The organism is Streptococcus suis (assembly GCF_002960625.1).
Classification (GTDB): Bacteria; Bacillota; Bacilli; order Lactobacillales; family Streptococcaceae; genus Streptococcus; species Streptococcus suis_T.
Genome location: NZ_POJH01000030.1, coordinates 65535 through 87758 on the forward strand (window position 1 = coordinate 65535; position 22224 = coordinate 87758).

The 22224-nt window shown below is 42.7% G+C and carries 14 protein-coding genes; 5 read left to right on the plus strand and 9 right to left on the minus strand.

Translation table 11 applies throughout. From position 1 onward, the window contains the following. The first annotated feature begins 14 nt into the window (after window positions 1–14). Entirely contained in the window at window positions 15–4985 is a 4971-nt protein-coding gene (locus C1G49_RS06315) for a G5 domain-containing protein (RefSeq protein ID WP_105125023.1), read from the plus strand. 163 nt (window positions 4986–5148) lie between these two features. Here C1G49_RS06315 and pulA read toward each other — a convergent pair whose 3' ends face one another. The 6 genes from pulA to C1G49_RS06345 all read right to left on the minus strand — a co-directional run bounded on the left by pulA (window position 5149) and on the right by C1G49_RS06345 (window position 12547). Then, window positions 5149–7200 (minus strand): type I pullulanase, encoded by a 2052-nt coding sequence (pulA, locus tag C1G49_RS06320; RefSeq protein ID WP_105125024.1) that lies wholly within the window; start codon window positions 7198–7200, stop codon window positions 5149–5151. Between the two features lie 23 nt (window positions 7201–7223). Next, entirely contained in the window at window positions 7224–8207 is a 984-nt protein-coding gene (locus C1G49_RS06325) for a LacI family DNA-binding transcriptional regulator (protein ID WP_105125025.1), read from the minus strand. 9 nt (window positions 8208–8216) lie between these two features. Continuing rightward, on the minus strand, window positions 8217–8927 hold the full coding sequence (locus tag C1G49_RS06330) for a DUF1189 family protein (protein WP_238595854.1): 711 nt from the start codon (window positions 8925–8927) through the stop codon (window positions 8217–8219). 131 nt (window positions 8928–9058) lie between these two features. Continuing rightward, window positions 9059–9898, minus strand: coding sequence for a sugar ABC transporter permease (locus C1G49_RS06335; RefSeq protein WP_105118824.1), 840 nt, complete (start codon window positions 9896–9898; stop codon window positions 9059–9061). A 1-nt stretch (window position 9899) separates the two neighbouring features. Further along, window positions 9900–11189: a sugar ABC transporter permease gene (locus C1G49_RS06340; protein ID WP_105125027.1), complete on the minus strand. Its 1290-nt coding sequence runs from the start codon at window positions 11187–11189 to the stop codon at window positions 9900–9902. A 101-nt stretch (window positions 11190–11290) separates the two neighbouring features. Further along, the gene (locus C1G49_RS06345; protein ID WP_105125028.1) at window positions 11291–12547 is read right to left on the minus strand and encodes an extracellular solute-binding protein; all 1257 of its coding nucleotides are present in this window, start codon (window positions 12545–12547) and stop codon (window positions 11291–11293) included. A 314-nt stretch (window positions 12548–12861) separates the two neighbouring features. Here C1G49_RS06345 and malQ point away from each other — a divergent pair, with 314 nt between their 5' ends. Next, complete coding sequence (gene malQ, locus C1G49_RS06350; protein ID WP_105125029.1) at window positions 12862–14400, plus strand: 4-alpha-glucanotransferase; 1539 nt, start codon at window positions 12862–12864, stop codon at window positions 14398–14400. 147 nt (window positions 14401–14547) lie between these two features. Here the strand turns inward: malQ and C1G49_RS06355 are convergent, their stop codons facing one another. Further along, a complete protein-coding gene (locus C1G49_RS06355) occupies window positions 14548–14742 on the minus strand; it encodes a hypothetical protein (protein ID WP_105125030.1) in 195 nt (64 codons plus the stop codon). A 128-nt stretch (window positions 14743–14870) separates the two neighbouring features. Between C1G49_RS06355 and C1G49_RS06360 the strand changes: the two genes are divergently transcribed. Then, on the plus strand, window positions 14871–15392 hold the full coding sequence (locus tag C1G49_RS06360; protein WP_105125031.1) for an MFS transporter: 522 nt from the start codon (window positions 14871–14873) through the stop codon (window positions 15390–15392). Window positions 15393–15441: 49 nt separating this feature from the next. Here the strand turns inward: C1G49_RS06360 and C1G49_RS11280 are convergent, their stop codons facing one another. After that, window positions 15442–17250, minus strand: a complete 1809-nt coding sequence (locus C1G49_RS11280) for an SH3 domain-containing protein (protein WP_105125032.1) — start codon at window positions 17248–17250, stop codon at window positions 15442–15444. A gap of 139 nt (window positions 17251–17389) precedes the next feature. Beyond that, entirely contained in the window at window positions 17390–19078 is a 1689-nt protein-coding gene (argS, locus tag C1G49_RS06370; protein ID WP_105125033.1) for an arginine--tRNA ligase, read from the minus strand. Window positions 19079–19184: 106 nt separating this feature from the next. On the opposite strand from argS, the gene argR reads away from it, so the two are divergent. Both argR and mutS read left to right on the plus strand, forming a co-directional pair. Beyond that, window positions 19185–19625: an arginine repressor gene (gene argR / locus C1G49_RS06375; RefSeq protein ID WP_105125098.1), complete on the plus strand. Its 441-nt coding sequence runs from the start codon at window positions 19185–19187 to the stop codon at window positions 19623–19625. A gap of 14 nt (window positions 19626–19639) precedes the next feature. Beyond that, a complete protein-coding gene (gene mutS / locus C1G49_RS06380) occupies window positions 19640–22180 on the plus strand; it encodes a DNA mismatch repair protein MutS (RefSeq protein ID WP_105125034.1) in 2541 nt (846 codons plus the stop codon). Window positions 22181–22224: the final 44 nt, after the last annotated feature.

A 22224-nucleotide genomic window follows, 5' to 3' on the forward strand; every position in this document is an offset into this window, starting at 1 on the left:
ATAGGAGATTGTATATGAAATATGGCTTTAAGCGTTTTGGAACACAAGAAAGAAAGCGCTTTCGGTATGGGGTTCGTAAGTTTTCTGGTTTAGGAGTAGCATCTGCACTTTTAGGAGTCGGTCTTGTGTCAGCTGTACCAGTCCTGGCAGAGAGTGGAACTGCGACTGTTCGCTACGATTATGTGACAACGGATGAGTTAACTGAGGCAGAAAAGCAGGCGCTTGTTAGTGAATTGCCAAAAGAAGTGACAGCGGATGCTACTTATTATTTGGTTTATCGCAAGGCAGGTTCGGATGTTCTTCCTAAGACAGGTACAGTATCCTCGCTTTTGACAGGTGCTGTCGGTGCTGGTCTTTTGATTATCGCTATAGCTGTCGGTCGCAAGAATAAGAAGGCTGTTCGCTCTGCCATGTTTCTGACAATAGTAGGTGGTAGCCTGGTTGTGACTTCTGCATCTGCTGTGACCGTGGCGACTTTAGCCAAGTACAGCCAGACTCGTATCTTAGAAGTTGGTTCCAGCTTACCAGACGGAAAAATTACTATAGCCGGTTATAATTTTGTAGGTTATTTAGGAGATTCTGAGAATATTGTCCAGTCTGAAGAAAAAGTAGTCCTACAAGAAGATAGAGAGAAAGCGGAAGAAAAAAATGAACAAGTAACAAAAGCAACTTCGCTTCCGGCAGTGATTGAGCAATCGACTGTGGAAAAGATTGTGGTAGACCATCCTGTAGATGAAGCGACTACTCAAGTAGAGCAAACAACTCCGCCAGCTGTAGATGTAAAGGAAGGTTCTGTTAATACGGACTCAATAGTGGAACAACCTACGGAAGTAGCAGAAGCTGAGAAGACTTATCTTAATAAGGAAACGGTAACAGAAACTATAAAAGTTGATGAGCAGGGGCAGTTACTTACGGATATAACTGGCTATGTTTTGGTATCTACAAGTAATCCTGTTAAGTCAGAACGAACAGTAGATAATATTTTACAGACAGTCTATACAGTGACGGAAATCTATAAGAAGGCTGAGACAACTTTGAACGAAGTCAGTGAGTTTGATTTTGCCACAATCACATCTGCAACTATGAGTGTTCCGACGGTAAATGAGGAAGTTATTTCTGAGGAAATCATTGTGAGCGAGCAACAGGTGGAGGAGAGTGTAGAAGTTTCTTCCTCAGTCACAACTACCTTAGGCATTTCTGTTGAAGAAGGAGTTGATAGCACAGAAAATGGGCAGGTTTCAGGTGCAACCGCTGCCAATATTGGCGATTCGAACACCAATGCAACAGATATTGAAACTGGTAATAAAACGGATGGAAATAGCCAAAGCGAAGGAGTTCAGCCAAGCACGACTCCAATTTTACCAGAAACAGAGAAAGTGTTAAAAACAGTCGAGATACATACTACTGTACGTACTGTTCGTTTGACGGAGGAAATTCCGTTTGAAGTAGTATTGAAAGAGGACACAACACTTCCTGCAAATCAAACGGTAGTGGAGCAGGAAGGTCAAATGGGACAACGGATTACAGTTCAGGAAATTCGTTTGGTTGATGGAGTTGAAACGGAACGTAACCTTATTTCTGAAAATGAAGAGCGAGCTCCGAAGAACCATATTATCAGGGTTGGAACAGGGAGTTCTGTTATAAAAAATGATACATCGGTATCATCTAGTGAATCAGCTTCAACTGGACCAACAGAAAAAAATCATCAAGTATTAACTGAAGTTATTGATAAACCTTCTGTTGCAGAACAAGTTACGACTGGTGTTCAAGAAACGTATTCTATTGAAATTAACGAAATAATTCTTGATAAGGAGGTTCCACAAGAAGAAATCGTCCGTTTAGTTGAAGTTGATAGTCGATACATAAACTTGGCAAATCTTTCAAATCCTAATCTCTCTCAAGTAAAAATTGTAGATATTTATGATTCTAGCTTACAGGCGGGAACTCGTCAGCTAGAATCCATTCAAGCAGCCTATGTCACTTTAAATATTCGTAAAAAACAAGAAGGTGAAGACAATGCTGATACGACGGAGCTAGTATATACTCGAGAATTGCCTGTTATTACAAAAGTTTATAAAATTGGAACTCAAGCAATAGATAGAACAGGTAAACCAATCGAGAAAATTGCTGTTTCTGGATATGTTTATAATCAAGAAGGGCTAGCTTTAGAAGAGAATGAAGTGCGTGTTGTTTTAGATGGTAAATTGGTAGATACTATTAAAACAGATGTAGAGGGTTATACCTACACTCATTTAGTACCTAATAAAGTTTATACTCTGGAATCGGGACAGTTTAAATCACAAGTGATGGCTATTAGTGGCACTGATCCACTTGTTATCAATGAACAAGGTCAATTTTTACTTGGTAAACGGATTGCAGATGAAACTGGACGAGTGCAGTTGAATCCTCAGATAATCTACCTAAATGATGCCTATTATCAAACTCTTGAAGATAATGGATTGTCAGTTGTACTGTCTAATGAGCTAGACGTACAGGTAGGCGATGTAATAGTCATCCCTCCTACTAAGATTTATGAAACTTTGAAGGCTATTAAAGTTACTAAAGTCATTAATCAGAATGGTCAAGCTACAGTCTTATATGAACAGCCTAATATTTTTGAAGTAATTAAAGATATTGATATTGACAAATTTGAGTTTGATCTTTCAGAAGCTGTTTTTATCCCAAGTGATGGAGTAAAGGTAGTTAATAGGAGCGAGAGTAACGAAAGTACGTTGCGAACTATTGAAATTAGTCGGGAAGTGGTCCTATCAAAAGAAATAGAAAAACTGAAGGGTAAAATTGAACTTGAAGTTGGAGGAAAATTTACTTCAAAAGCTATATCATTAAATAGTTGGTTCCCGACGGTAGATATAGCTAACTTAGATTTAGAGTTCGAGAAAAATATAAAACTTTCAGGAGGGTTAACGTTTGGCAACGAAAAAACAGGTAAGCTTAAAGACTTAGGAACTGTTACGATTGAATTAGGAAAATTGGAATTGCCAATTGCAACTGGAGTCGGTAGCGTTGAAATTCCATTATTTATAGAGTATTCAATTGATGGTTCTATTTCAATTACAGTAGGTTATGAGCTTCAAAATAAAGTAAAGTTTGAAATGCAAAACTGGATTCCTAAATTTAATAAACCAGAAAGTTCTGGAAAACCTTCTCTTGGCAATTTAGAATTTGAAGCAACGCTACAAGTCGGTCCATCTATGGATATTACTGCTGAAATTTTACAAATAGATATTTTATCTCTTAAACCATGGGGAGGTCTTGGTATTGAAGGCGAAGGTAGTATAAAGTTAAGTGATTTAATAGAGGACATTAGTGATAAAGAAGTATTAAAATCTATTTGGAAAGATATCGAAGGCAAGTTCAGTATATATAGATTCATAAATATTGGTGCGGAAATAGATATTATTAAAGCTCTTAAAGAAAAGTTTCCATGGCTTGCTGAAAAAATTAGAAAACTGGAACTTGAGAGCGAGGTGACTCTACTAGATATTAGAGATATTTTTCTAACATATTCTAAAGAAACTACTGCTACTGCGGAGAGTGATAGCAAGAATAAAACGGAGAACGTAGATAAAACGGAAAATGTAGATAAAACGTCCATAGTAACTGGGAATGATTTACTTCTTGATCGCATTACCAATCCATTCACATTCTCAAGTGGTGCAGGAGCATGGGGTACTGGTTTGAAATTGCAATCAAATGGTCATTTTGAAGGTAGCTTCCATGACAGTAATTATGGTATTCAGGATGAAAAGTCACCAAACGGACAACGCTTCTATTCTAATTTTAAAGGTAGATTTACGAATCCTGAATTGATCGGTAACAATAAATACAAAATGACATTGTTGGAATTGAGTTATGATCCTGTTGGTAAGGTAGAATATAAGGATGGAGTAAAATTAGAATCATCCTATCCATACGGTGTACATAATAAGGACACTTATGATGCTAAAGAGAAGAAAGAATTTATTCTATATCTACCAGGAGCCAAGAAATCAGATCTCGAAGAAATAGTTCAGTTAGAAGCTAGAAATAGCATTATTGATGATACGTTGGTAGATTATATACTGTATAATGTTACTAATAAGGCGACATTTATTTCTAGATTCTTTGATTTTGATGGAATTAGGAAGGTGATTGATGAAGCGCCTGTGGATGTTCTTTCACTATCATCAAGTAAAACATTTAAACTGGTAATGGACTGGACTCGTATTCCAGGGAAGCAGGAGAGTTTTGGGCAAATTGTTCAATATGATTTAGATTCTGTCATTGATTCCTATAATACTTATCAGCCAACCACCTATCAATTACAAGATGTACTGATAGAGTTGGATGCTATTAGCATTGATAAATCATTGTTAGATTACGATACATCAAGTTTTATCAACTTATTTACAGAACATAATATTCGTACAAGGTGGATTTACCTTGCAAAAGATAAAACATTATTATTTGCATATGTTGGTGGTCGTGGAGGGTATATCCCGCCAATCATTATTGCTCCTCAATCAGAGTGGAAATTGAAGGGGGATACTGTAATTATTCCAACTTACTATATGAATGGTGAGCAGCGTGTAAATATGCAAGAATTTGCTATAAAACCTAATAATAAGGACTATTCTGGAGGTAAGGAGAAATCTAAACACTATGTTGATTCTGTTCGATTCTTAGATAAAGAGCGACAAGATCGATCTCTAAAAAATTGGGTAGTAAGAACTTATCTTAGAACAGAGAAAGAAACGAGATTTGATGTTTATGATTACCAAGTTCAAACTCGCAAAGAAGACGGGTTGACAATCTTTGAAGTTAGAGCAAATCATAGTACGCCAAACATGCAGGCGGCAGGTGCTGATAAAAATATAAATTCGTTAGTTGCTACCTATAGACAGAATGCTATCGGGGAACTAGAGAAACTGATTCCTTCTAAAAATGATTGGATGAAGGTGGCTAATCGAGTTAATCTTTATTAATTTGTCAACCATAGTCTAAACAACTCAGCTTTATGCTGGGTTGTTTTTTGGTACACAAAAAACTCACCAGCATGACTGATGAGTTCTAAGGAGATTTATGAAAAATATTTAGGAGTGACTATAGTATAGCCTATATTTCTTTCGCTAACATCCGTCTTAGGTCCTATTTATCTTCCAAAATACAAATACTTTGTCCAGCAAGGGTAATTTGCTGGGCTTTTTTATCGTCAACTGGTGGGAAGCTGAAGCGAATGGTTTGCTCTTTTTCGTTTTCGAAAACAAAATCGCTATCCGCAAAGTTGATAATGAACTGGATAGTCTTGTCGCCATTTGTGACTTGATAGCGGAGGACGTATTCGGTCAGCCAGTAGAAATCACAGGTTTCTTGAATGGTTTCATAGCTGTCCTGACTTAGAATTGGATTGTTTTTACGGAAGGCAATCAATTCTTGGATAAATTCAATATGTTCCTTATAGTGAACAGCCCGTGTCCAGTCTAGGCGATTGATTCTATCCGGAATATTGTAAGTATTATCAATTTCATCCTTGGTACGGAAGAATTCTTGTCCGCTATGAATAAAGGCCATCCCTTGGGAAATGAGGACCAATTGTAGCCCAAAGCTAGCAGCCCGTTTTTGTTGCTGAGGTGTCCAGTCTGGATGTTCAATATGGAAGTAATCAAAGGCCGTTGCATTATCATGACACTCAATATAGTTAAGTGACTGTTGCGGTGTGATGAAGTGGCTGTAGCGGCTTCCAGTCAGGAGATGTTGCACTTTTTCGTGTAGTTGTTTGTCAACTAGACGGGTAGGGTTGAGCAAGAGTTTCTTGAAGGTATCCCGATAGTCATCGTTGAAGAAACTCACTTCTGGAAGCTGGTCAGCATTGTACTGGTGTGCCAGTTTTTCATAGTCTAGACCAGTTGCCATCTTCCAACCTTCGCCATAGAGATAGATATTTGGATGAATGGCTGATAATTCCTCTTGGATTTGGTTGATGGTTTGGCTGTCCAAAATCCCCATCAAGTCGAAACGGAAGCCATCAAAACCATAGATACTGGTCCATTGGCGGAGGGATTGCTTGATGTAGTTACGGACCATGCTGCGTTCGCTAGCGACATCGTTGCCACAGAAAGTACCATCCGTCCGCATACCATGCTCGTTGTAACGGTAGAAATAACCAGGGACAATCAGTTCAAATGCGTATTTCTCAGCATGATAAACATGGTTGTAAACAACGTCCATATTGACGGAAATATCGGCATCGTGATAGGCTTGAATGGCCTCTTGGAGTTCTAGAATGCGAGCATAGGGGTCGTTTGGCAGGCTGGAGAAGGATCCTTCAGGCAGATTGTACTGCATAGGGTCGTACCCCCAGTTGTAAACAGCTTGGGGTTTGTTTTCATCTACACTGCCAAAATCATACACTGGTAAGAGTTGAATATGGGTAACGCCCAAGTTTTTGATATAGTCCATGCCAAGCTGCATACCGTCTAAGATAGGAGATTCGGTTAGACCCAGGAATTGGCTACGGTGTTTGAAGCCTGCTTCTGTCTGCCAGGAGAAATCACGGACGCTCATTTCATAGACAATAGCCTGAGAGATAGGGCGTTGAGTCTTGGCACGACGAACCTTGTGGAGCTTACTTGGGTTGATGACGTAGCTATCGCCAGAATTAGCCTTGGAAGAAAGGGCATAGGGGTCATGAACAGAAATCCACTCGCCATTGACTTTGTGGAGATAGTGGTAGCTTTGACTGTCCAAATCACCCTCTACTGTGACCTGCCAGACACCTTTTGAACCCCTTGTCATGGCATACGGTGTTCCCTCAAGGACTAAAAATACCTGCTTGGAGATAGGTGCCCAGAGTTTGAAGATTGTGGACTGAGGGCTATAAGTTGCCCCCAAATCACTGCCATCATAGGTATAGTTTTGTTCGAAAATAGCAGAGCGGACAATATGACCATAGCCTAGCTCTGTTTTATTGCGGTCTTGATCGTAAATGGCATAGTCCTTGTCCAAATTTAAGGCGTGTAGGCTGGTCAGATAGTAGAGAACCAGGTTTTCTACCTCTAGACAGGAATGAATGAAAAGTTGAGATGTGGCATCGTCGGACTCGAGGGAAAAACTCATGTGTTCGGTATCAAATCGTTTTTCCATAACCAAGCGAATAGTAGCTACATCATCTAGAAATGCTTGAAATTGTCGTAATGCCATGAGCCGAACGGCTCCTTTCTAGGTTAAAGTTCAGTAATCGTATGCGGAATGACACGGCGGTAGCAGACCTGCTTGTCTTCCTTGTTGTCGCTGATGATTTGGTGAAGGGTATTGAAGGCCACACGTCCTAGTTTGATAGCGTGGACATCGACATAGGCTTCAATATCCAATTTTGGTTTGACAGAGTCAAAGGAGATGATAGGGAGTTTTGTACCGAATTCGTTGAGGTATTTGACAATCCCTTCTGCCACCATAGTATCGGTTGTGACGATAGCATCAATCTCTTGTTTGAGTAATTTTTTGGAAATCTTGTAGGAACTGTCTTCCAATAGGAAGCCTGAAACAAACTTGACCTTGTTTTCGTCAAGGGGGATATTATGAGATTTGAGGGCGTTTTTATAGCCGGAATAACGGTCTTGGGAAACGACCAGTTCCTTGTTACCAGCGACAAAGGCAATATTCTTGTAGCCCTTATTGATAAAGTAATTGGTCGCTTCAAATCCAGCCTGGATATTGTCATTATCGACTAGGGAGATAAATGGAGAATCTGCCTTACCGAGAATGAGGAAGGGAAACTTATGCTGAATGGCTAGCTGGACCAGTGGATCATCTGGCTTGGAATAAAGGAAAATTAAACCATCAACCCGTTTTCCATAGACCATCTGAGAAATAGCTTCCAATCGCTGTTCTTCATTTTTTCCAGTAGAAATTTGGATCGCATAATTGTGGTCAGCAGCAACCTGTGAAATACCACGCAGGGCTGTTGGGAAGAAAGGGTTTTGGTAGAAGATATCAGAATCTTCAGGAAGTACCAAGCCAATCACCTGTGTGTAGCTAGAAACCAGACTACGAGCATTGAGATTGGGGTGGTAGTTTAGATCCGCCATAGCCTTTCTAACTAGGTCTTTGGTTTTTTGACTAATAGCAGAGCTGTTCTGAATGACGCGGGTAACGGTAGAAGGTGAAACACCTGCTAACTTAGCGACGTCTTTAATGGTAGCACGCATAGGAACCTCCTAAATCTCATCTCTGAATTTGGTTTTGAAAAATACCCAAATCAATACTATCACAAAGAGGATATTTTGAACAGTCAAAACAGTTGTAACAGGCTGCCCAAAAATCCCAATCAAGCAGGCTAAAATGGTTGGTAGTCCTAAGCAATGTAGGGAGAAATTGAAACATTCTTTAAAGGTATGAAAATGGAAGAAACGGGATTTTTTAGTCAGGTAGAGAAAGCCACTTGCACCCAGTAGAATAAAGAGGAGATTGGTGGCCAAAATCATGGTTGATACCAAGGTAATGCTCAGCCCAACTATTGCCCGATTGGCTTGGTACCAATTCTTTGAAAGGGCGGTGGTCAATCTTTCCTTACTCGAAAAATCAGCATTTGTCAGTCCATCGTAGCTGAGCTGGGTTAGGATATCCTGCCCTTTTCGAATGGTCAGACTTTGTTGGCCAAATTGGTAGGAGAAATCAGAACTTGTAGGCACTGTTTCACCAAAGGTAACCTGCTCCCAGCTACTATTTCCTGTATAGGTGAATTGTCCATTTTCAATAGCTACATGTTGGCTAAGGTCATTCATGACATCCTCATTGAGCGGTTGATACACTCCTTCTACAAAGTTTTCCAGCGGATAGGTTTCCAAGCTGACCGTTTGGAGTGAGCTGGGAATGACTAGGAGGGACACTAAAAAGAGCGTAGTAAATAGACCTTGCCAGACTTTCATCCATCCGCGGTTGGCAAACATTTTTCTAGGAGAAAAAATACTGGAAAAATAAGAGAATGGGTAGGGAATCATGTGTTGTACCTTTCATAAAAATTTTGGCTCTGTCTAAAAAGGGAAAAGGTGGGACAGGGTTACCCCTTGTCACCACCACTTGTTAAACCAGATACAAAGTTCTTTTGTAGGAAGAAGAATAGGATACTGATTGGGAGGGCGATGAGGATAGCACCTGCCGCGAAGTAGGCAATCTTCAAGTTTTTTACATCAGAGATGAAGGTTTGAAGACCGACTGCTACAGTATAAAATTCTTTTTCACGAAGCAAGAATTTGGATAGGATGTAATCTCCAAAAGGTCCCATGAAGGCCCAGAGTGCCTGTACAGCAATCATTGGACGAACAAGTGGAAGAACGATTTGCCAGAAACGTCTGAAGTGACCAGCACCGTCTAGTTTTGCAGATTCATCGAGAGAAATTGGCACTGTATCGAAATAACCTTTCATGAGCCATGCATTCATTGGGATACCACCACCAACATAAAGGAAGATGAGGAACCAGCTTTGGTTGAGGGCATTGAGCATGAGGGCCATAACGAAGAAGGCTGTAAGGGCAGCCATTGTTGGCACCATTTGAATAATCAAGAAGAAGACCAAACTCTGTTTACGAGCGATGAAGTTATAACGGCTATAAGCATAACCAGCTAATACCACTATACTGGTTTGGATAAGCATTGTCAAGATTGCGATAATGAGCGTATTGAGATACCAGGTACCGTAGAGAGTTTCGCTAAATAGTCCTTTGAAATTGTCCAAAGTAAACTGGATTGGTTCCAGCTTGAAAGCTACCACGTTGCCTGATTTAAAGGCTGTCATGATGGTAATCAATAGAGGGTAGATAATGATGATAGACAGGGCAATCAGATAGAGATAGGTAAAAGTCTGATTGAGTATGCGTCTAGTTTTCACAGATACTTTCATCTTATACATCCTCCATTTCAAAGGCGTTTAATTTCTTGAAGGCAATCATAGAGATACTGATGACAATCATAGAGATAATCAAGGTAACCGCAGCTGCCATTGAATACTGAGGAGCAGTACCAGTTGTCAATTTGTAAATCCATGAAATCAAGATGTCAGTCGAACCAGCACCACCACCGACGCTACCAGGTCCACCGTTATTGAAGAGGTAGATGATAGAGAAGTTGTTGAAGTTGAAGGTGTACTGACTGATCAGAGTAGGAGCAGCCACTGCCAAGATCATTGGCAAGGTAATGCTACGGAATTTTTGAATGGCACTTGCCCCATCAATGTAGGCAGCCTCGTACAAATCGTTTGGAATAGATTGCAAAATACCCAAGGTCAAGACGTAGATATATGGGAAACCAAGCCAAGCCTGCATCATGATCAGGGCAACCTTAGTCCAGAATGGATCTGTTTTCCATGGAATAAGGAAGTTGTCGATAAATGGCAAGAATTTGCTTAGGAATGGCAATACTTGTGTGTTAATGGCACCGACACTATCGTTGAACATGTTACTGAAGGTCAAGATAGTCACGAAGGCTGGAACAGCCCATGGGAGCAAGAAGATAACACCGAAGATGCGTTTTCCTTTGATAAATGGCTGGTTAGCAATGATGGCTGTCAGGATACCGATAACAATCTGTGCAGTTGACGCAGCCAAGGCCCAGATGATTGTCCAGCCTAAGACAGAACCAAAGGCTGCACGGAAGGTGCTGAGTTTCCAGATATTGGTAAAGTTAGTAAAGCCAATCCAATCTAGAAGAGCACCAGGAGGTAGGTGTTGGAAATCGTAGTTGGTAAAGGCGATGAAGAGAGTCACCACAACCGGGAAAATTATGGCAAAGGTCATGGCAATGTAAGAAGGGATAATCAAGAGATAAGGGAAACCATTCTCATAGATACCTTTTACCATATCTTGCAATGTAACGGCTACAGGAATGCCATTATTGATTCGTTTGGCTGTATCGCGGGCATCCTTCAAGTTGAGGGCATAAAAAGCAAGATAGACAACTGTAATGATGAGGTGGAAGGAACCACGAATCAGCATGAAGAGAGAGTTGTCACGACCACGTTGGCTACCCAGAGTAATCAAGTTTCCGATTTCACCAGCTGCGATTACAATAAAGTAAATCAGGAAAGCCAGCGTTACGCCAAGAAAAATGTAGCCTTTTGCTTTTTGCTTGTTATAGATTTGTCCAAGACCAGGAATCAGGGACAAAAGGAGTGCCTTATTTGGATTTTGTTTCATAGTTGTAATCTCCTTTAGGTCAGTCCTAAATATCAATATACTTTTTAGTTTCTTATTAACAAAGTAGACTGGGAAGAAATCCCAGTCCTACTTAAGAATGACTAGTTGCCGTATTTTTGTGCGATTGTGTCTTCAATCAATTTCACAGCGTCAGTAGCAGCAGTTTTAGGATCTTTCTTACCGCTTACTGCTTCAAAGAGCATGTTGGCAGCTGGTTCCCAAACTGTGCTCATTTCTGAGATGTTTGGCATTGGTTGTGCAGAAGCAAATTGCTCTACAACAGCAGTTGTCAATTCATCGTTCTTACTTACTGCATACTCACGAGCTTCAGTGTTAGCTGGAACTTCGTTTGTAGCATCGTAGAATGCTTTTTGTTGTTCAGTAGAAGTCAAGTGGTCAACGAATTTTTGAGCCAAGTCAGGGTTTTTAGAACCTGCAGGGATAACCCAAGCCTTACCACCACCGAATGCTGAGTATGCTTTGCCGTCAGCAAGTGTAGGGATAGTAGCAACGCCGTAGTTGACACCAGCATCTTTCAAAGCAGAAGCTTTCCATGGACCATCGATGATAACAGCTGTTTTGCCTTCAGTAAATTGAGTTTGGATCAAGTTACCAGCGGCAGATGCGTCTTGAAGACCTTGAGGCCATTTTTCATACCAAGTTTTAGCGTATTCGATAGCTTTAATAGCACCGTCGTTGGCAAGACCGATGTCTTTTGGATCTGTACCATTTTCACCGAATACATAACCACCGTAACCAGAAAGAAGTCCATATGCATAGTAGAAGTTTGTCCAGTCAGCTAGGAAGGCTGAAGTTTTACCTTCTTCACCAGCAAATGCGTATTTGCTGTCTTTTGCCAATTCTTCCAATTCAGCAAATGTTTTTGGTGCTGCAGAAACAAGGTCTTTGTTGTAGTAAGCAACCAATGTTTCGATAACGGCAGGTGAACCATAAACTTTACCGCCAGAAGTTACCAATGTTTCAGTAGTGTCATCTGTATTGCTTGTTTCAGCCAATTTCACTTCTGAAAGCTGACCTTCTGCCCCAAGGCTACCTACACGGTCGTATGGTGCCATCATCACGTCTGGAGCTGAACCTGATTGGTTGTCAAGTGACAAGTTGTCCAAACCTGTAAGAGCATCACCAGTCTTCACTGTAACAGTTACGCCTTCATTTTCTTTTTCAAAGGCAGCTTTTGCTTCGTTGATGTATGCTTCGTATTGACCATCAACGTAGATTGTCAACTCTTTTCCGCCTTCAGCAGAAGAGCTTGAAGTGGATGATGAGCTTGAGCAAGCAGCCAAGACAGCAGTAGATGCAGCTAGAAGAGCAACGCTCTTAAGAAGTTTGTGTTTCATATTCTTCCCTCCAAGAATAAATGGTTTATTGTGAAACGTCCACTAGCGCAAACGTTTTCCTAAGTTGACTTTATTATACACTATTATGAATCCGTTTGCAAGCGTTTTTATAAAAATTTTTAAAAAATTTTTTAGGTCAATATAAAATGTCGGATAAACTTTTGTTATATAATGTAGAAACATGAAAAAATTGCTGAAATTGACTGATATAATTGTGAAAAAGCTTGATTTGTTACCGTTTTCATTATATAATGATAAAAAGCAATCGTTTGCATCTTATTTATGATTATCTAGAAAGATATGGGGAAGATTTTATGAAAGAACGCCAAAGTGGAGTGCTCATGCACATTTCATCTTTACCTGGAAAATACGGCATTGGTTCTATGGGACAGGCTGCCTATGATTTTGTTGATTTTTTAGAAAGAACTAAGCAACGCTACTGGCAGATTTTGCCTTTGGGAACGACTAGTTATGGTGACTCGCCTTACCAGTCTTTCTCTGCCTTTGCGGGCAATACTCACTTTATCGATTTTGATTTTCTGATTGAAAAGGGTTGGTTGACCGAGGAGGATCTAGCTGGAATTGACTTTGGCGACAAGGATACAGAAGTGGATTATGCCAAGGTATTTTATGGTCGGCGTCCTGTCTTGGAAAAGGCTGTGAAAGCGATAAAGGCAGAGGGGTTGCCAGAGGATTACTGGTCTTTTGCTGAGGAAAATGGCTTTTGGTTGCACACTTTTGCAGAGTACATGGCTATCAAAGAGCATTTTGATAATAAGCCCTGGATTGATTGGGAGGATCAAGGAGCTCGCCTGCGCTATCATGATACATTAGAGTATTACCGTCAGCTCTTAGCGGAGCAGATGGATTACCATCGCATCACCCAGTATTTGTTCTTCAGTCAGTGGCATGCTTTGAAGGCTTACGCCAATGCCAAAGGTGTTGAGTTTGTTGGGGATATGCCGATTTATATCGCGGCTGATTCTGCGGATATGTGGGCCAATCCACACTTCTTCAAGACAGACGAAGAAGGCAAGCCAAGTGTGGTTGCCGGCTGTCCACCAGATGCCTTTTCAGAAATCGGTCAGCTCTGGGGCAATCCAATTTATGACTGGGAAGCTATGAAGCAGGATGGATTTACTTGGTGGGTGGCTCGTTTGCGTGAATCCTTCAAGATTTATGACATGGTACGGATCGACCACTTTATCGGTTTTGCTTCTTTCTGGGAAATTCCAGCAGGGGAAGAAACAGCGGTCAATGGCTACCGTGTGGAAGCACCAGGTTTCGAACTCTTTGAAACCATCAAGTACCACTTGGGCGATTTGAATATTATCGCGGAAGATTTGGGAACAGTGACAGATAAGGTCATTCAATTGCGTGAAAGGACTGGGTTCCCAGGCATGAAAGTCTTGCAGTTTGCCTTTGACCCTGAGGGTGACAGCATTGAAATGCCGCACAACCACCGCAACAATGTCGTAGCCTATACTGGCACCCATGATAATGATACCATTCTGGGTTGGTATGAGAATGAACTGTCTGACGAGGGCAAGGAATTCTTAGACAAGTATAGCAATCGCCGTGAGGATGAAAGGGTTAGCCATGCTCTGTTCCGTTTGCTGTTCGGCTCACCTGCCTTTATGGCCGTGGCTACCATGCAGGACTTGCTTGGTCTGGATGGGTCAGCTCGTATGAACCTGCCAAACACCCTTGGTGGTAACTGGACTTGGCGGATGACTGCCGACCAGCTCACTCCTGCCATTGAGGCAGACTTGCTTGATTTGACAGTGACCTACCGCCGTGAGAACGCCATTGTCAAGGCTAAAAAAGAAGAAATGACAGAACCATCAGTCTAGGCTGGTGGTTTTTTGTAAAGGTTGGTGATGGGTATAGAGATTGAAGATTAGATAGTCGCCATTATTGATTTGTCTTTTCAACTTTTCCAAAATCTTGCCTCTAGATAAAAATCATCTCCCCTAGGTCTAACTTAGAGGAGATTGTTCTTATTTCTTCTGTTTACGGACATAGAGCCAGTAGGAAATCCAGTAGTAGATGGTATAGAGCAGGGCGACAACAAGGCTCCAAAAACCGATAGCAGCTAGGATATCAGTGAGGTCAGGGAAGAGTAATTTTAAAAAATGATAAAAGAGTAGGTAGAGATATAAGTATAGCCAGTAGTATTTTTTGAAATGTTTCATCACTTTTCCTCCTTGCTACTTTTCTTTGTTATAGCATTTTAATATATATTTTTCAATTTGTTCACAAAATCACATTGACAAAGCATGTTTTTTGGAGTAGAATAAGACTAAAATTAGGAGGTGCTTATATGAAAAGACCAATTCATCTGTATATTTTTGTGATACTATCCAGTATTGCCTGTATTTTAAGGCTGTTCAGTGCCTTTGTTAAGACATTTAACGAGGAGCAACTTCGCACAGCTATGCAGGGAGCTGTTGGGATTGATGTGGAAGAGTTAATTCTTGTTTCGCGCGAAACAGCCAATCTTCAGAATAGTATTCTTCAAAAGATTGCAGCCCTAGTCCTGTTTGGTCTATTGATTGCGGTCATTGTTTTCCTCTTCAAGAAGAAAAATGAGCTGGCTTCTTATCTTTACATTGGCTATCTCTTTTCAACCTTGTTGCTGAATACCTATAACTACCTAGCAAGTAAAGGGATTGCCAACCTCTACTCAGATGCAGGCGTGCGTGATGTGACAGCAGCAGGCATGCTAGGGGCTTACATCCTTAACATTGTCCTATTTGCCATTTACTTTGGTGTGACCATTTTCTTCCATCTGCGTAAGCCAAAAGAGAAACCAAGTACAGCTATCAATTCTACTGATATTTAAAAATCCAAAAAACTGCATGGTTCATATTGACCCTGCAGTTTCTTTTATTTTATGGGATAGCAATGTAACGACGAGCTCCTGAATAGCTGATATAGCTAATCCACTGGCGGCCCTCGGCTGTGACGACCCGATCATAGCGGACAGAAGAACCAGCACCGTAGTAGGTGATTTCACTTGCGGACTGGCTAGGGCGATTGCGGACAATGGCTTTGCTCTTGAAATAATAGGTACCCGATGCTGGTAAATTACTGTTTGTTTGATTGGTTTGTTGAGATATTGCTGTTAGTTGAGTTGTAGTTCCAGTAATGAATTCGAGTTTGTTTGAGGAATCTGTGTAATAGACATGGATGTGGTAGAGTCCTCGGTCATTTTTATGTTTACTTGCTTGAACGTTTACCTTGTAGCTGCCATCGTTTTGTCGCTGAGCAGGATACCAGATGATATCATCTTGCCCATTATTATCTGACCAAATTGGAATAGATACTGATTTGATAGTTTTGGGAGATTTTACATTGGTGATGATAACTTCAAAACTACCCTCTGCTTGATTGATATTTGTAATGTGGATTGTTCCTTGAGGTTTTGTAGGAGTTGATACAATTGGCTGCTGTGGTGCAGGGGAGGACTGTACTTGTTTGATAGGAATGTAGCGTCTTTGTCCACTGTAGCTGAGGTAGCTAAGCCACTGGTAGCCGTCAGCTGTTAGAACCCTGTCGTAGCGAACGCTTTCGCCAGCATAATAGTAATCTAAGGTTGTACTAGATTGCTTGGCTTGAGCCTTGATTGGTGCTTGCTGGGTAAAGGTATAGGTACCGCTGTTTGCTAAGCCAGATGTGTGCGTCTGAGTAGGTGCAGGACTGGTCTGACTGACAGGCGAGCCAGCTAGGTCCTTGAAGTGAATATAGCCACTGACAGAGTTTTTATGAATCAGTCGTCTACTGTAAGTGAAGCGAGGACTGTAGTTGTATTCTTCGATTTCTACCATGTCCCCTTGGATGCTAGATACCCAGGCAACGTGCATAGGGGAGGTCCACCAAGCTACTGCTCCCACGGCAGGGTTCATATCCACGCGGTAACCTTCACGCTGCGCTCGGTATCCCCAGACATCCGCATTACCGTAAGCTGGTGGGATTTCAAAACCGTTGACTTTACTGAGGCGAAAGGCTACAAAAGAAGTACATTGACGGGTGTAGAGCCTCCAGGGGTCAATAGCGTCAACCGCTGTATAAGGATAATCATCCCCCAAGGCACTGGTGGAGCTAGAACGTGTGCTGGCAGTACGAGTTTGGGTAGTCGGTCGAGTTCTGGTGGTGTTGGTTTGTGTTTGGGTGTTTGTTTTTTGGGAAATGGCAGAGCTACTTGTTGATGGCGTACTTGTCTGGGGATGGCTACTGCTTGCAGGGACAGTCGATGTCTGGTTGTCCTTAGTTGTAGGTGTTGTTTGTGGGGAACTTGTTTGGGAACTTGCTGTCTTAGCTTGATTAGTTTCGGGAATAGTCAGCTGTGTTTGTTGACCGGCTGATGTGCTTGTTCCTGTTTCAATCTTTTCCTGAGAAGTTTGGTCGGTTTGCCCAGAGTTGCTTGGGTTAGTTGTAGTGCTTGTGGTTGTTTGTTCAGTTCCTGTTTGTGGGGTAGTTGGCTGAGTGATTTGTGTAGGTATTTCCTGTCCTGTAGAACTACTTGTCGAGGTCTGGACGGTAGCTAAGCCTGCGCTTGTACTTGTTTCTGTTCCTGTGTTGGCACTAGCGACGGGTCCCGTTGCCAAACAAGCGTAGGCTAGTAGGACGGAGGTAGCGCCTAGAGAATAGGTGCGGATAGAAAAGCGTGGTTGGTTTGTTGAAAGTGCTTGTTGTGTCATTCAGACTCCTTTGATGATTTTTTGTAGGGGGTTATTCCCCCTCGCTACATCTATTCGCACTTGTCTGATAATTTTTGAGAATTTTTTTGTCGCTGATGATAAAAAATCCTCAACCAATAGGATTGAGGATAGTTTAGTATTACATTTTCTCTGGGGCTTTTACGCCAAGAAGACGAAGGGCTTCTTTTAGGACGACACCAGTTGCGTAGGCAAGTGCCAAGCGGCTGTCACGCTCTGGGCTTTCATCCAAGATACGCGTGTGGGCGTAGTATTTGTTGAAGGCTTGAGCTAGGTTAATAGCGTATTTAGCGATGAGGGATGGGTCAAATTTGTCACCAGCACGTTCTACAACGTTTGAGAAGTTTTGGATGTGCTTGATGATGTCCCAGCTTTCTGCGTCAGCCAGTTTGTAGTCATTTTCTGCGTTTGGTACAAAGTTTGCCTTGCGTAGGATAGACTGGATGCGGGCGTATGCGTATTGTACATAAGGACCTGTTTCACCCTCGAAGGAAACCATAGCTTCCAAGTCGAAGTCGTAGCCGTTGTCACGGTCGGTCTTGAGGTCGTAGAACTTCACAGCGCCGACACCAACTGCGTGTGCCACTTCTTCCTTGTTTTCAAGGTCAGGGTTTTTAGCTTCGATTTGAGTAAGGGCGCGTGAAATAGCTTCGTCAAGTGTTGGCTCGAGCAGGATGATGTTTCCTTTACGAGTAGAGAGCTTTTTCTTGTCCTTGGTCACTAGACCGAAGGTGATGTGGGTCATATCGTCGCTCCAGTCGAAATCCATTTCCTTCAAAACGGCTTTGAGTTGCTTGAAGTGGTTGATTTGCTCCTGACCAACGACATAGATGCTTTTCACGAAGTCATAGGTGCGCTTGCGGTACATAGCTGTTGCCATATCGCGCGTGATGTAGAGGGTAGCGCCATCTGTCTTCATGATAAGGGCTGGTGGAAGATTGTAGCTTTCAAGGTCAACGATTTTGGCACCTTTAGACTCTTGAAGAAGTCCTTTTTCTTCTAAGATTTGGATGCCTTCGTCCATCTTATCGTTGTAGAAGGCTTCGCCGTTATAGCTGTCGAATGTTACATCAAGTTTGTCGTAGATGCGGTTAAATTCGACCAAGCTCTCATCACGGAACCATTGCCACAATTCATGCGCTTCTGGGTCGCCGTCTTCCAATTTTTTGAACCATTGGCGTGCTTCGTCGTCCAACTCAGGTTTTTCTTCTGCCTCAGCATTGATACGGACATAGAGTTTAAGAAGTTCTGAGATTGGGTCAGCTTCGACCGCAGCCTTGTCACCCCAGAGTTTGTAGGCAACAATCAACATACCAAATTGTTTGCCCCAGTCACCCAAGTGGTTGATACGGATTGGCTTGTAGCCTAGTTTTTCGTGGATGTTGGCAAGGGCATCTCCGATAACGGTTGAACGCAAATGTCCAACTGAGAATGGTTTGGCAATGTTTGGGCTAGACATGTCGATGGTTACATTGCGTCCTTGACCAATGTTGAGTTTACCGTATTGGTCTTTTTCAGTAATAACATCTGTCAAGACTTGGTGGGAGATAGCAGCCTTGTCCAAGAAGAAGTTGACGTAAGGGCCGGTAGCTACAACCTTCTCAAAGCCAGTAGTGTCTAGTTTTTCAACGATGTCTGTGGCGATAGCCTGTGGAGCCTTTCGTTCTACTTTGGCAAGTGAGAAGGCAGGGAAGGCGATGTCACCCATTTCTGATGATTTCGGTTTTTCTAGCAGATTGTAGATAGCTTCTACTTCCAAACTCGGAAGGATGGCAGCTAGTCTTTCTGCAATCACTTGTTTTTGATTCATATAGGATTTCCTCCAACGTTATTGATTCTATTTTATCACATTTCTAGGCCAATAGCGGTGAAAAGTGTTATAATATTTTTATAAATATACATTCTGAGGTAAGATGATGAATAAAGCAGGGCGACATGAATTGATAAAAAACATGATTCATCAAGAGAAGATTGGACGCCAAACGGATATTCAGAAAAGGCTTGAGAGTCAGGGGATTATTGTAACTCAGACAACCTTGTCCCGTGATTTGCGTGAATTGGGTGTCATCAAAATTCATGAGAATGGTCGTTCCTTCTATTCTTTAGCGATTGAAGAAGAGGGAGTGAATTTCGTTGAATTATTGGCACAATATGCTTATAAGGTTGAGCGGGCGAGTTTTATTTTGGTCCTTCATTCTGACTTGGGTGAAGCGGCCTTGATGGCTAATATTATTGACGCAGAGAAGCCGTCGTCTATTTTGGGAACCTTGGCTGGTGCAGATACTCTGTTGGTTATCTGTCGTGATGAAGAGGCAGCCCAGCAGGTCGAAGCTGAGATCAATCATTATTTGGAGTAGAATTGAGAGGAAGAATGGCAGTAGAGAAAATTTCTCCAGGCATGCAGCAGTATCTGGATATCAAAGCAAACTATCCAGATGCTTTTTTGCTCTTTCGCATGGGTGACTTTTATGAATTGTTTTACGAGGATGCAGTAGAGGCTGCACAGATTTTGGAACTATCCTTGACCAGTCGGAATAAAAATGCGGAAAATCCCATTCCTATGGCAGGTGTTCCCTATCATGCAGCCCAGCAGTATATTGATACCCTTGTTGAACTGGGGCACAAGGTAGCCATTGCCGAGCAGATGGAAGATCCTAAGCAGGCAGTTGGTGTGGTCAAGCGGGAAGTGGTGCAAGTCATCACACCTGGTACAGTTACGGATTCCTCAAAAATGGGAGCCGACAGCAACTACCTGGTCACCATTGACCGTCATGGCGTGCAATTTGCTCTTTCTTACATGGACGTGTCAACCGGTCAGTTTTTCGTGACTAGCCTAGATGATTTTACCAGTCTTTGCGGTGAAATCCGTAACTTGCGGGCGCGTGAATTGGTTATCGGCTATGCTCTGTCGGAGGAAGAAGAGCAGGTCTTTTCGAACCAGATGAACCTCCTGCTCTCTTTTGAGGATGAGGTGACGGCAGATGTCCAGCTGATTGACAACTCCCTGACAGACTTGGAAAAAGCTGCGGCAGGTAAACTCCTCAGCTACCTACATCGAACTCAAATGCGAGATCTGAGCCACTTGCAGAAGGTGGTCCACTATGAAATCAAGGACTATCTGCAAATGGACTACGCTACCAAGTCCAGTCTGGACTTGCTTGAAAATGGACGGACAGGCAAGAAACATGGTAGCTTGTACTGGCTGTTGGATGAAACTAAGACAGCTATGGGTATGCGGCTTTTGCGAGCTTGGATTGACAGACCACTGATTGACCTCAAGCGGATTGAAAGTCGGCAGGCTGTGGTACAGGTTTTTCTGGATTACTTCTTTGAGCGGAGTGACTTGGTGGAGGCCTTGAAGGGTGTCTATGACATCGAACGCTTGGCCAGTCGGGTATCCTTTGGTAAGACCTTGCCCAAGGATCTCTTGCAACTTTCTCAGACCCTTGGAAATGTCCCTGCTATCAAGAATATCTTGCTACAAATGGACCAGTCTGCTCTGGCTAGCTTGGTAGCTGGTCTGGACCCAATTCCAGAACTGCATGCTCTCATCAGCTCTGCTATTGACCCAGAAGCCCAAGGGGCTATTACAGATGGAAATATCATCCGTACGGGCTTTGACGAAACGCTGGATCAGTACCGTCTGGTCATGCGTGAGGGGGCGGGCTGGATTGCGGAGATTGAGGCCAAGGAGCGTGAAGCGTCTGGTATCAACAATCTCAAGATTGATTACAATAAAAAAGACGGGTACTACTTCCATGTGACCAATTCTAATCTGGGCAATGTTCCGGACCATTTTTTCCGTAAGGCGACCTTGAAAAACTCGGAGCGCTATGGAACGGAAGAGTTGGCTAAGATCGAAGGGCAGATGTTGGAGGCGCGTGATAAGTCGTCTAACTTGGAGTACGAGATTTTCATGCGGATTCGCCAAGAGGTTGAAAAATACATCAGCCGCCTGCAGAAGTTGGCTCGGACCATTGCAACCATCGATGTCTTGCAGGCCTTTGCAGTTGTCGCGGAGCAGCAACACTGGGTCTGCCCACAGTTCAATGCGGATAAGCTGTTGGACATTGAGTGCGGACGGCACGCGGTGGTCGAGAAGGTCATGGGCAAGCAGACCTATATTCCCAACTCTATCCAGCTGGATCAGGCGACGACCATGCAGCTGATTACAGGGCCTAACATGAGTGGTAAATCGACCTATATGCGTCAGCTGGCGGTTATCGTCATTTTGGCGCAGATGGGTTCCTATGTACCAGCAGACCAGGCAACCCTGCCAGTCTTTGATGCTATTTTCACCCGTATTGGGGCGGCAGATGACCTGGTCAGCGGTCAATCGACCTTTATGGTGGAGATGATGGAGGCCAACAAGGCAGTCCGTCTGGCAACAGACCAGTCGCTCATTCTCTTTGATGAGCTGGGGCGGGGGACAGCCACCTACGATGGTATGGCTCTAGCCCAGTCTATTATTGAGTACATCCATGACAAGATTGGGGCCAAGACCCTCTTTGCTACCCACTACCACGAGTTGACCGAGCTAAGCCAGACCCTGTCAGGCCTTGAAAATGTCCATGTATCGACCTGGGAGGAGGACGGACAAGTGACCTTCCTCCACAAGATTGCTCCAGGCCCAGCCGATAAGTCCTACGGGATTCATGTGGCTAAGATTGCGGGAATGCCAGAGGAGTTATTGCAGCGGGCGGACAGGATTTTGCAGACGCTTGAAAACCAAGCCCCTACTGCACCAGCAAAACCAGCTCCGACAGTTGTGGAAGAGCCGTCAGGTCAACTCGACCTCTTCGCAGACACACCTTCTCACCCAGTCCTCGATGAACTGGCAAAACTGGACGTCTACAATATGACCCCTATGGAAGTCATGATGGCGGTGGCGGAGTTGAAGAAGAAATTATAAGATGATTGAAGAGGCTTGGACAAAAGTCCTGGCCTCCTTGTTTT